The sequence below is a fragment of the Streptomyces sp. NPDC056479 genome (genome assembly GCF_042795335.1).
Lineage (GTDB): Bacteria > Actinomycetota > Actinomycetes > Streptomycetales > Streptomycetaceae > Streptomyces.
On the sequence record NZ_JBHTRZ010000001.1, the window covers coordinates 637,552 to 648,750 of the forward strand.

Annotated in this window: 10 protein-coding genes and 2 pseudogenes; 6 read left to right on the top strand and 6 right to left on the bottom strand. The window is 72.2% G+C overall.

Features of this window, described 5'->3' with window-relative positions; all coding sequences use genetic code 11:
* Window positions 1–114 precede the first annotated feature (114 nt).
* The 3 genes from ACFQ6S_RS02835 to ACFQ6S_RS02845 are packed head-to-tail and all read left to right on the top strand — an operon-like array spanning window position 115 to window position 3,605.
* A complete protein-coding gene (locus ACFQ6S_RS02835; protein WP_383404286.1) occupies window positions 115–2,196 on the top strand; it encodes a molybdopterin cofactor-binding domain-containing protein in 2,082 nt (693 codons plus the stop codon).
* A 40-nt stretch (window positions 2,197–2,236) separates the two neighbouring features.
* Window positions 2,237–2,692, top strand: a complete 456-nt coding sequence (locus ACFQ6S_RS02840) for a (2Fe-2S)-binding protein (RefSeq protein WP_383402459.1) — start codon at window positions 2,237–2,239, stop codon at window positions 2,690–2,692.
* 46 nt (window positions 2,693–2,738) lie between these two features.
* Complete coding sequence (locus ACFQ6S_RS02845; protein ID WP_383402462.1) at window positions 2,739–3,605, top strand: fructosamine kinase family protein; 867 nt, start codon at window positions 2,739–2,741, stop codon at window positions 3,603–3,605.
* Window positions 3,606–3,633: 28 nt separating this feature from the next.
* Here the strand turns inward: ACFQ6S_RS02845 and ACFQ6S_RS02850 are convergent, their stop codons facing one another.
* Both ACFQ6S_RS02850 and ACFQ6S_RS02855 read right to left on the bottom strand, forming a co-directional pair.
* Complete coding sequence (locus ACFQ6S_RS02850) at window positions 3,634–4,506, bottom strand: hypothetical protein (RefSeq protein ID WP_383402465.1); 873 nt, start codon at window positions 4,504–4,506, stop codon at window positions 3,634–3,636.
* A 90-nt stretch (window positions 4,507–4,596) separates the two neighbouring features.
* A pseudogene (locus tag ACFQ6S_RS02855) lies at window positions 4,597–5,149 on the bottom strand (transcriptional regulator); the annotation flags it as partial.
* Between ACFQ6S_RS02855 and ACFQ6S_RS02860 the strand changes: the two are divergent.
* Window positions 5,142–5,315 (top strand): annotated as a pseudogene (locus tag ACFQ6S_RS02860) (short-chain dehydrogenase); the annotation flags it as partial. The pseudogenes ACFQ6S_RS02855 and ACFQ6S_RS02860 sit on opposite strands and share 8 nt — an antisense overlap.
* A gap of 63 nt (window positions 5,316–5,378) precedes the next feature.
* Here ACFQ6S_RS02860 and ACFQ6S_RS02865 read toward each other — a convergent pair.
* Complete coding sequence (locus tag ACFQ6S_RS02865) at window positions 5,379–6,572, bottom strand: CaiB/BaiF CoA transferase family protein (protein ID WP_383402468.1); 1,194 nt, start codon at window positions 6,570–6,572, stop codon at window positions 5,379–5,381.
* A gap of 119 nt (window positions 6,573–6,691) precedes the next feature.
* Between ACFQ6S_RS02865 and ACFQ6S_RS02870 the strand changes: the two genes are divergently transcribed.
* Window positions 6,692–7,624, top strand: coding sequence for an NADP-dependent oxidoreductase (locus ACFQ6S_RS02870; RefSeq protein ID WP_383402471.1), 933 nt, complete (start codon window positions 6,692–6,694; stop codon window positions 7,622–7,624).
* Between the two features lie 19 nt (window positions 7,625–7,643).
* On the opposite strand, the gene ACFQ6S_RS02875 is transcribed toward ACFQ6S_RS02870, so the two are convergent.
* Complete coding sequence (locus ACFQ6S_RS02875; protein WP_383402474.1) at window positions 7,644–8,102, bottom strand: MarR family winged helix-turn-helix transcriptional regulator; 459 nt, start codon at window positions 8,100–8,102, stop codon at window positions 7,644–7,646.
* A gap of 170 nt (window positions 8,103–8,272) precedes the next feature.
* On the opposite strand from ACFQ6S_RS02875, the gene ACFQ6S_RS02880 reads away from it, so the two are divergent.
* Complete coding sequence (locus ACFQ6S_RS02880) at window positions 8,273–8,626, top strand: hypothetical protein (protein WP_383402477.1); 354 nt, start codon at window positions 8,273–8,275, stop codon at window positions 8,624–8,626.
* Between the two features lie 211 nt (window positions 8,627–8,837).
* On the opposite strand, the gene ACFQ6S_RS02885 is transcribed toward ACFQ6S_RS02880, so the two are convergent.
* Together ACFQ6S_RS02885 and ACFQ6S_RS02890 are read right to left on the bottom strand one after the other, a co-directional pair.
* Window positions 8,838–9,830, bottom strand: a complete 993-nt coding sequence (locus tag ACFQ6S_RS02885; RefSeq protein ID WP_383402480.1) for a helix-turn-helix domain-containing protein — start codon at window positions 9,828–9,830, stop codon at window positions 8,838–8,840.
* 193 nt (window positions 9,831–10,023) lie between these two features.
* Window positions 10,024–11,001 (bottom strand): alpha/beta hydrolase, encoded by a 978-nt coding sequence (locus ACFQ6S_RS02890; protein WP_383402483.1) that lies wholly within the window; start codon window positions 10,999–11,001, stop codon window positions 10,024–10,026.
* Window positions 11,002–11,199: the final 198 nt, after the last annotated feature.

Genomic DNA, 11,199 nt, shown 5'->3' on the forward strand with positions numbered 1-11,199 from the left:
GAAGCTGCCGATCGGCGCAACCTCGACGTGCACAGGCCCCTCATAGAGGTCGAACCACACCGGGTTCGCGGAGAGGAGCATCTGTTGGCCCGTCAGTTGTCCCGTCGACAGTTCGTGGTCTACTCGCTCGCGGCGACCACCCTCACCGTCGCGGCGCCGCTCGGCTGTGACGGCTCGACCGCCCAGGGCGCCGAGTCGGAGGGCGAACGGCGCGCGTCCGACGTCCTGGTGACCGGCACCGACGCCGAGATGCTGGTCCTGGAGGTCACCCCGGCCAACAAGGTCGTCGTACGGCTGCCGCGCGTCGAGGTCGGCCAGGGCGTCACCACCGCCGTCGCCATGATGATCGCCGAGGAGCTGGACGCCCGGCTCGCCGACGTCGAGATCCCGCTCGCGGACGCCCGCAGTGAGGGCAACCAGTTCACCGGCGGTTCCAGCTCGGTCAGTTCGCTGTACGGGCCGGCCCGGCAGCTGGCCGCCACCGCCCGCGCCAAACTCCTGACCGCGGCCGCCCGGCGCTGGCACGTGCCCGCGCGGACCCTGCGCACCCGGGGCACGCGGGTCTTCGCACCGGACGGCCGCATGGCCACCTTCGGATCGCTGACCAGGAGCGCCGCCGGGATCACCAGACCCACCGTGCCGACCGCACCCAAACCGGCGTCGCAGCACCGGGTGATCGGACGGCCCACGACCCGTATCGACGCCCGCGACATCATCACCGGCAAGGCCAAGTACACCGGCGACCTCAAGGCGGCCGGAGCCAAGCCGACGGTCGTGGCCCGGCCGCCCACGATCGGCGGGAAGGTCGTCTCGGTCGACTCCGCGGCCGCCCGCGCCATGCCCGGGGTGCATGCGGTCGTGAAGTTCGACGGCGGTGTCGCCGTGGTCGCGGAGACCTTCCACCACGCCTTCCAGGCCCGCGACGCCCTGCGTATCAAGTGGGCGCCGGGACCGATGGCGAACCTCTCCGACGACCGGATCCGCTCGCGGCTGCGGTCCGCCGTACCGAAGTTGGGCACACCGCCGCGCGGATCGGCGCAGACCGAGGCCGAGTTCGAGTTCGCCTTTGTCAGCCACGCCCCGATGGAGGTGCTCACGGCCGTGGCGGACGTGCGTGCCCAACGGGCCGAGATCTGGTTCTCCTCGCAGACCCCGCAGTCTGCGCGGGAGGACATCGCCTCGGCGACCGGAGTGCCGGTGTCGAAGGTGCGGATCCATGTGATGCGCGGCGGCGGCTCCTTCGGCCGGCGCCTGAACCATGACGCCGCGCTCGAGGCGGCCGTGATCTCCAAGAAGGCACGCCGGCCGGTGAAACTGATGTGGAGCCGGGCCGACGACATCCGGCACGGCCGGATGCGCCCGGCCTCCCACCACCACATCCGGGCCAGCCACGCCCGGGGCCGGGTGGTGGCCTTCGCCCATGCCATGGCCTCGGTCAACGAGTCCTTCGGGGCGCGGGGCCTGTCCGCGCAAGGAGGCTCGCGCGCCCGAGCGGCGGCCCCGCTCCCCAGCGAAAGCGGCCTGTACAACTTCGGCCGCCTCTCCGGCGACTCGGGCTCGGTCGAGCTGGCGATCCCGCTCGGCGCCTGGCGCTCGGTGGATTCCGGCACCGTGCGCACCGCCGAGGAGATCGTCGTCGACGAGGTCGCCCGCAGCCTCGGCCAGGACCCGGTCGCCTTCCGCCGTACGACACTGCGGAGCAAGACCGTCAAGGCCGTACTGGACAAGGTCGCGACCGCCGGGAAATGGGGCCGGACCATGCCACCGGGGCACGCACAGGGGGTCGCCGTGCACGAGGAGTACGACTCCTGCGTGGCCTGCCTCGTCGAGATCGACGCCGCCGATCCGAAGAACCCCCGGGTGACCAAGGTGGTGATGGCGGCAGACGTCGGAACGGCCGTGAACCCGCGCGGACTTGAGGCCCAGCTGATGGGCACCGCCGTCGACGGCATCTCCACCGTGCTGCGCGCCGGGCTGCACATCGACAAGGGTGCCGTCCGCGAGAGCAGCTTCGCCGACTTCCACTACGCCCGCGGGCGGCACGCCCCGTTGCGTTTCGAGGCGCACATCATGCCCTCCAAGCGCGCCCCCGGCGGAGCCGGCGAACTCGGCGTCCCGGCCGCGTCGGGCGCCGTCGCCAACGCCTACGCCCGCGCGACCGGCACCAAGCCGCGCCGCTTCCCCCTCGACTTCTGAACCACCCCTGACTTCTGAACCACCCCAAGAGAAGGTCTCGATGCCCTCCTACACCTTCACCCTCAACGGGAAACAGGTCACCGTCGAGGCACCCGCCGACATGCCCCTGCTGTGGGTGCTGCGCGACCTGCTGAACGTCACGGGCCCCAAGTACGGCTGTGGCGTCGGCGCCTGCCGAGCCTGCACCAGCCATCTCGACGGCGACGAGATCCAGCCCTGCGTCGTCCCGGTCGCCGACTGCGCGGACCGCGAGGTCACCACCATCGAAGGGCTGGCCGACGGCGACCGGCTGCACCCCGTGCAACAGGCCTGGCTCGACTGCGACGTCGCCCAGTGCGGCTTCTGCCAGCCGGGCCAGATCATGGCCACCGCCGCCCTCCTGAAGAAGACACCCCGGCCGACGGACGCCGACATCGACGGCATCGAGAACGTCTGCCGCTGCGGCACCTACTCCCGGATCCGCGAGGCGATCAAGAAGGCCGCCGCCAACACCTGACCCGGTGACTCGGGGTACGGCGCGGTGCGGCCGTACCCTGAGGGCCGTGCACAGCAGCTTCGAGAGCCCGGGCGCCGTGGCGGCGCGCATCACCGGGCGTCCCGTGACCGGTGAACGCCGTCTTTCCGCAACGCTCGCCGAAGTCGCCCTCGACGACGGACAGGTCGTGATCGTCAAGCGCGGCGACGGCGACCGCGCCACGTGGGCCGAGGCCGCCGGGCTGCGCTGGCTGGCCCAGGCCGACACGGTGCGCGTGCCCGTCGTGCACGGCCGGAACGCGCGATGGCTGGTCATGGACCGGGTGGCGACCGGCCGGCCCGGTGCCGGGGCGGCGGAGCGGTTCGGCCGCGGCCTGGCCGCCCTGCATGCCTCCGGTGCCCGCGCGTTCGGCGCACCACCGCCCGGCGGCCCCGAGGACGCGTACATCGGGCTCGCCCCGATGGGCAACATCACCGGACCCGACTGGCCCCACTGGTACGCCGAGCACCGGGTGCTGCCGTATCTGCGCCGCGCGGTCGACGAGGGCACGATCCGCTGTTCCGAGGCACCGTTGATCGAGCGGGTCTGCGAGCGGCTCCCCGAACTGGCCGGTCCCGCCGAGCCGCCCGCCCGGCTGCACGGCGACCTCTGGAACGGCAACGTCCTGTGGGGCGCCGACGGGCACGCCTGGCTGATCGACCCGGCCGCGCACGGCGGCCATCGCGAGACCGACCTGGCCATGCTCGACCTCTTCGGCTGCCCCCACCTGGACCGGATCCTGGCCGCCTACCACGAGGTCTCGCCCCTGGCCGACGGCCGGCCCGACCGCATCGGCCTGCACCAGCTGTTCCCGCTCCTGGTGCACGCCGTGCTCTTCGGTCGCGGCTACGCCGAACAGGCCCTGGCGGCGGCCGAGTCGGCCCTGACGGCGTGAGGCTCCAAAAGGCCTGAGGACCGGTGACTCACTCGGCGCCGCGCACGGGGCGGCCGGTGAACGCGTCCAGCAGGATCCGGTCGCCGAGCGGGCGGTCCAGTTCGACCGTGACCTTCTTGGCCATCAGTTGAGCGGTGCAGACACCCTCCTTCGTTCCGGCCATGTAGCCGGACAGCACCACACTGTCGTCCGTCTCCAGCACATCCACGGCGGGTCCGTCGTCGCATGCCCCGTGGTGGGCCAGCACGGTGACGGACCGGTCGTCGGCCGCCACCTCGACCACCTTGTTGAGCTCCCACAGCTTGCCGCTGAGGTGGTCGGCCGGTCCGATCGGCGACTTGGGAGGCTTCATGGGGCTGAGGGCGACCCGCTTGAGCGGGGTGTCGTAGCCCTTGATGGTGAACAGCCAGGCCGGGACGGTGGCCGGGCCGCGGCTGGTGGCCAGCGTCGTCTCGCCCAGCTTCGCGCCGGTCACCGTGAGGCGCGGCCCGGGACCGGTGGTGCCGCCCAGCTTGTCGTACGCCGCCTGCGCCCCCATGAGCGGCAGGACGAGCGACTTGCCGTTGCGCCACGTCACCTTCGCGTCCTTCTGCGGGGTCTTGGGGAGGTCGCCACGCAGTTCGAAGTGCTGGGTGAGGTAGGCCTCCTTGTCGGCGTCGTTGTGGAAGGCGTCCTCGGGCAGTTGCGCCGGGTCCCCCAGCGGGTGGTAGCCCTTGCGCCAGGTCTCCGCGGCCGCTGAACCGTCCCAGGCCTCGGCCACCTTGAGCGCACGGGGCCTGGTGTCCGGCGCCGGCTCGGATTCGTCGGTGCCTGAGGTGCCGGCGCCTGAGGTCTCGTTGCCGCATCCGGCGGCCAGCAGGGCGGTGAGCAACAGGACGGTGCGGAAAGCGGTCGTACGCATGGATACCCCCGAGCGGACGGCGATGAGCCGGTCAGGGCGGTGTCGTACGCCGCCCGACACTGTGACGCACGAAGGACCCGCCGCGTTCGGTCAGACCAGTGACTGCGTGCCGACTACGGTGAGCAGAGCGAGGCGTTCGGCGTCCGCGGTGCCGGGGGCCGCCGTGTAGACCATCAGGCGCAGGTCGCTGCCCGCGACCGCGAGGATGTCGCAGTCCAGGGTCAGCGGACCGACCTGCGGGTGGTCGCTGACCTTGCGACCGGCCTCATGGCGGCCGACCATGCCTGTGTCCCACAGTGCGGCGAACCGCGGGCTCTGCGTGCGCAACTCCGCCACCAGGTGCCGCAGTCGGGGATCCGACGGATACCGGCCGGCGGTCGCGCGCAGGTCGGCCACGATCCCGGCCTCGAACGCGCGCCTCTCCTCAGGGGTCTGCCGCACCCGGCTTCGGGGGCCGAGGAAGGCCCGCCACACGCCGTTGCGTTCGAAGCCGCGCCATCCGGAGGGGTCGCCCATGAGCGCGGCGTAGTGGGGATTGGCCACGAGCAGGGTCCAGGACGCGTCGTGGACCCCGACGGGCGTGCCGTTCCAGGCGGTCCAGCAGGCGCTGCACGCTCGGCGTGATGTGTGCGGGGACGGTCTTCGAGACGAAGGTCTTCGGCGTCGTCCGCGTCATCCATGCCTTCCTGCCGCTGCTCCAGCGGTCCGCGGCCCCCGTCGTGGTGAACGTCAGCAGCGGCCTGGCCTCGCTGACCACGCTGTCCGACCCGGATTCACCGGCCCACTTCTACCAGGGCGTCACCTACCCGACCGGCGGCTATGTCGACGTCAACGGGCCGCTGCCCTGGTGACTCGGGATCCTGACGGACCGCTCAGATGACGCCGTCGGCTCGCAAGGCCTCGATCTCCTCGCCGCTACGGCCGAGTTCGGCGAGGATCGCCGCCGTGTGCTCGCCCACCGCGGGCACCGGGTCCATCCGCGCGGGCACTCCCGCGAGGTCGGCCGGCGGCAGCAGGGCCTGCACCGTCGCCCCGCCGGGCACCCCCACACCGCGCCAGCGGCCACGGGCCGCCAGGACCGGGTGGTCCAGGAACGCGGCGACGTCGTTGACCCCCGCACAGGCGATGGCGATGGCCTCCAGTTCCTTCAGGATCTCCTCGGCGTCGGAGCGGGCGCAGCGCTCGGCCACGACGGCGTTGAGCTCGTCCCGGTGTGCCACCCGCGCGGAGCTGGTGGCGAATCGCGGGTCGTCGGTCAGTTCGGGCCGGCCGAGGAACTCGGCACACAGCACGGCCCACTCACGCTCGTTCTGGATGGAGAACAGCACCTCCTTGCCGTCGGCGGCGGTGTAGGCGCCGTACGGAGCGAGCGTGGGGTGCTGGGTGCCCAGGCGCGGGGGCTGAACGCCGCCGTACCGCGTGTAGTTGGCGGGCTGGCCCATCCACTCGGCCAGCGCCTCGAACAAGGACACCTCCACCGGGTGGGCCGTGCCGGTGGTGGCGCGGGTGTACAGGGCGGTGAGGATGCCGCTGTACGCGTACATCCCGGCGGCGATGTCGGCGACGGAGATGCCGACACGCGCGGTCTCGTCGGCGGTCCCGGTCAGTGACACCAGCCCGGTCTGGCACTGGACCAGCAGGTCGTACGACTTCCGGTCGGCCCACGGCCCGGACGTCCCGTATCCGGAGATCGTGCACGGGATCAGCCGTGGCCACCGCTCGCCGAGCGCCTCGACACCCAGGCCGAGCCGATCGGCGGCGCCCGGCGCCAGGTTCTGCACGAACACGTCGGCGTCGTCGAGGAGTCGGTGCAGGATCTCCTGGCCGCGTGGGGCCTTCAGATCCAGCGTGAGGGACTCCTTGGACCGGTTGAGCCAGACGAAATAGCTGGACTGTCCGTGCACGGTCGTGTCGTACCGGCGGGCGAAGTCCCCGTCCCCCGGCCGCTCGACCTTGATCACCCGCGCCCCGAGATCGGCGAGCTGCCGAGTGGCGTACGGGGCGGCCACGGCCTGCTCCAGGCTGACGACGGTGACTCCGGACAGGGGAAGGCGGGGCGCGTTCATAGGGGCATGTGTACGGCCCCATCGGAGATCGCGTCAACGTCGTACGGGCGAGGGAGAGGCCTGCATGTCGGTGCATATATTGCGCATGCGGGTATGGCTCGCGTGCTTACATGGTCGCCATGAAGGCCATCACATTGCAGCAGTACGGTCAGCCCGACGATCTGAAGCTGGTGGACCACCCCGACCCCAAGGTCGCTCCGGGCGAGGTCCTGGTCCGCGTGAAGGCCGCCGGGGTCAACCCGGTGGACTGGAAGCTCGGGGCCGGGTACCTCGACCCGCTCATGGAGACCCACTTCCCCCTGATCCCCGGCTGGGACGTCGCCGGGGTCGTCGAGCGGGTCGGGCTGGACGTCGACGAGTTCGCGCCCGGTGACGAGGTGTACGGCTACCTCCGCAAGGACTCCGTACACCTCGGCGCCTACGCCGAGCTGGTGTCCGCGCATGTGCGGTTGCTGGCCCGCAAGCCGGCCTCGCTCAGCTGGGAGCAGGCCGCGGGCGTGCCGCTGGCGGGGCTGACCGCCTACCAGTCGATCAAGCGGGTGGGAGTGCGTGAGGGCGAGACGGTCCTGGTCCACGCCGCGGCCGGCGGGGTCGGCATGTTCGGGGTGCAGATCGCCGTCGCGCTCGGCGCCCGGGTCATCGGCACGGCGAGCGAGCGCAACCACGACTTCGTCCGCCGGCTCGGCGCCGAGCCCGTGACCTACGGTGACGGCCTGGCCGACCGGATCCGGGAACTGGCGCCGGACGGCGTGGACGCGGCGCTCGACTTCGTCGGCGGTGACGCCGTGGACGTGTCCCAGCAGGTGCTCGAACGGCGTGACCGGGTGGTGTCCATCGCCGACCCGGATGCGGTCGCCAAGGGCGCCCACCTGCTGTGGGTGCGCCCCGAACCGGCCGATCTGACGGCCCTCGCCGAACTCGCCGACGCGGGCCGGCTGGCCGTACACGTCGAGCGGGTGCTGCCGCTGGGGGAGGCCGCCGAGGCCTGGCGGATCAGCCAGGAGGGGCGGGTGCGCGGAAAGCTGGTGCTGTCGGTCGGGGATCCGGGGTGACGACAGGCGCGGCGCTGCCTCAGACGGGCAGGCGGAGCGTCTCGACGGCCCTGACCAGCGGGGCCAGATCGGGATTCTTCGCGGCCTCGTCGAGGGCTTCGCGCAGGGCCGACTCGTTGGTGGGGCGGGCTTCTTCGAGGAGTGTGAGGCCGGCTGGGGTGACGTCGGTGTAGATGCCGCGGCGGTCGGTGGGGCAGAGGTAGCGAGAGAGCAGGCCGCGGTCTTCCAGGCGGGTCACGAGTCTGGTGGTGGCGCTCTGGCTGAGGACGACGGCGTCGGCGACCTGCTTCATCTGGAGGTGGCCGCCTTCGCCGTTGTGCTGGCGGCTGAGGACGTCGAGCAGGGAGTACTCGCGCACGCTCAGGTCGTGTTTGCTCTGCAGGGCGCGCTCGATGTGGGTCTCGATCCTGCCGTGCAGCAGGGAGAGGGCGCACCAGCCCTGGGCGAGGGCGGTGAGTGCGGGGTCCGTGGCGGTCATGGCGCCGGTGTCCTCCGTCCAGAGGTGAATGACACTCAGGATAGGGCATCGGCGAAATTTCCAGCGAATGCGTTTATTGGGCGTCTGCAAGCATTGCTTGCGCCTGGCAGCACCGCACCGCTGAAAATTCCGTGGCCGTCGCCTCGGCGGCCTGGCTATCGTCGACGCCCATGATCAGTAAGCCCTCCTCCACCACCCTGTGGCGACCGACCGGCCCCAAGGAGCTGGACCTGGTGCGCGAGCTGAACTGGCGCGCCTGGCCGCCGCGGTTGCCCGAGCAGCCGATCTTCTACCCGGTGCTCAACGAGGACTACGCGGTGAGGATCGCCCGGGACTGGAACGTCAAGCACGACGGCGCCGGCTTCGTGACCCGCTTCGAGGTCGAGTCGGATTTCCTGAGCCGGTACCCCGTCCAGCAGGCCGGCGGCGAGACGATCCTCGAACTGTGGGTGCCCGCCGAGGAACTCGACGAGTTCAACGCCCACATCGTCGGCACGATCGAGGTCGTGCACGAGTTCCGCTGACGGCATGCGCCGCGAGGGCCTGTCTTTCGCATCGGCTCGGCTGGAAGGTGGCGCCTTCTGGCCGAGTCGAGCGGGGTCTGGTGCGTGCAACGGCAAGGCAGAGGGACCCGGCGACCGACGACAACGCGGCCGGGCCCCTCTGGGGGAGGGCGTGCCGGGCCCCGCGACGCCGAGCTGATCCGAAAGACGGGCGGCCCTGGGTCCGAGTCCACTAGGTCCGTGTCAAGTGCCGCATGGCCAGCGCCAGACCCAGTCTGAACCGGCCCTGGGGAGTGCGCAGGGGCCAGCCCAGCAGGTGCTCGGCCTGGGCCAGGCGTTCCTGGAGTGTCGAGTGGTGGACGTTGATCTCGGCCGCCGCCGCCCGCAGGCTCACGGTCGTGGCGACGGCGTGCAGCGTGCCCAGCAGCCAGGGCGCGGAAGCGGCGGCCGCCTGAAGGGCCTGTACGTCGGGCGGCGGCTCGGCGCCCGGTGCGACCAGGTCGGCGAGAAGGGCGATGCCGCCCAGCTCATCGGCGTGGACCACGCCCGGGCCGGGATCCTGTGCGGTGCCCTCGGCCGTGAACCGCAGGGCGACGCGGGCCTCGGACCAGGAGCGCGGCAGGTCGGGCACCGGCACGACGGGCCCCACGCCCACGCGGCCGACCGGCGGCTCGGTGTCCAGGTGGGCCGGGACGATCCGCGGGCGGCCGTCCAACGCGGCCAGGACGCGGGCCGGTGCGGCGGGGTCGAGCCCCAGACGCCGGGCCGCGTGCAGACGCGCCGCCTCCGGGGCCGTGGCGTCGAGGACGGTCTCGACCAGCGCCGGGTCATCGGCGGGGGCCCGCCCGCGGGTCCGGTCGAGAACCAGCCGTATGACTCCGGCGGCCCGCTCCAGAATCACGGCGTCCACGACACTCGGCTCCGCCTGCTCGGCCCGCTCCAGCCACAGCGCGGGAGCACCCCCCGGTGTCAGTGCGGCGGAAGGCCAGGCGGGGTCCGGCGGCAGACCGCTCTCCCGGCGCGTCCCGTCGGCCTCGACCCGGACCTGGACCCGCCGGTCCGCGTCCACCAGCCGGGCCGGCACCCCGGCGAGCACGGCGGCACCGCGCACCAGCGTCTCCAGCCCGGCCCGGGACTCGGCGAGCCGATCGAAGTAGGCGATGACCCGAACGGCGGCCCCCGCGTCCGGATCCAGCGCGGTCAGCCGCCCGGCCAGCTCTTTCATAGGCCTATGGTGCGGTATCCGCTCGGGCAGGGGAGTGCCTGCGCTTGAATCGCCCGGACCGGCAGCCCCCCGAGGGGGCGCGGAGTTTGTCGATCCGCGCCTTCGCCGCGTGGGCGCGACAAACCGCGAGCCGCGAGCCATCCGCCCCCGAATGAAGACCCAGCACGGGCGGACGAGCAGTCGCACGACAACCTCACTGGCTCAACAGCCGCCTCAACCACGCCAGATGTGCGGTCCGACATGCCTGCGACACCGCCGCCTGGGGCGCGAACCCGTCGAAGCCATGGAACCCGCCGGGCCACACATGCAGCTCGGCCACGCCCCCCGCCTGCCAGATCCGTGAGGCATACGCGACGACCTCGTCACGGAACGTCTCCGCCGAGCCCACGTCCAGGAACGCGGGAGGCAGTCCGGACAGGTCCTCGGCCCGGGCCGGCGCCGCGTACGCCGGGACGTCGGGGCCACCGCGGCGCTCGCCGAGCAGCGCCGTCCAGCCGGTCTCGTTGGCCGTACGGTCCCAGACGCCGAGACCGGCCATCTGGTGGGTGGACGGGCTGTCGTTGCGGTCGTCCAGCATCGGACACATCAGCATCTGCCCGATCAGCTCCGGCCCGCCGCGATCCCGGGTGAGCAGGGCAAGCGCCGCCGACAGCCCGCCGCCGGCGCTGGCACCTGCCACCACGATCCGCTGCGGGTCACCACCGAACTCGCCTGCGTGCTTCGCCGTCCACTCCAGACCGGCGTACACGTCCTCGGCGGGCGCCGGGTGCGGGTGTTCGGGAGCGAGCCGGTACTCGACGGACACGACGACGGCGTCCAGCTCCTTCGCCCAGGCCAGAGGAGCGTCCACGCCGACGCGATTGTTGCCGATGATCATTCCGCCGCCGTGCACGTGGTAGATCACCGGCCGCGGGCCGGAGTCCGCGGGGGCGATGGGCCGGCAGATGAGCAGGGAGATCTCGGGCTCGCCCTCGGGTCCCGGCACCGCACGGTCCTCGACCTCGAAGTACCCGTCGAGGGTGAGATCGAGATCGGCCAGCAGCTGGATCCCCGGGCCCTGGCGCACGTCGGCTATCTCGTCCATCGTGAGGCCGGGCGAGATCACGTCCTTGATGAGCTCCAGCGCGGCGGCGAGTTCTGGATCGAACGGGGGCGGCGGGGCCTGGGTCATGGCTTCTCCTCAGACGGGGGCACTGCGTGCCCGGCGGCTCTGCGGCCAGCATCCGCGCACCGGCCCCCGGCGGGGGGCCGCCGTTCGGGGGGGAACGGCCCCCCTTCCCCGGGACGGGTTCCCCCCTGACCCAAGCCTTTCCCGTTGTGGACCAGTTTTTCCCCCCCCCCCGTTGGGAAAAACCCCCCCCCCCCCCGA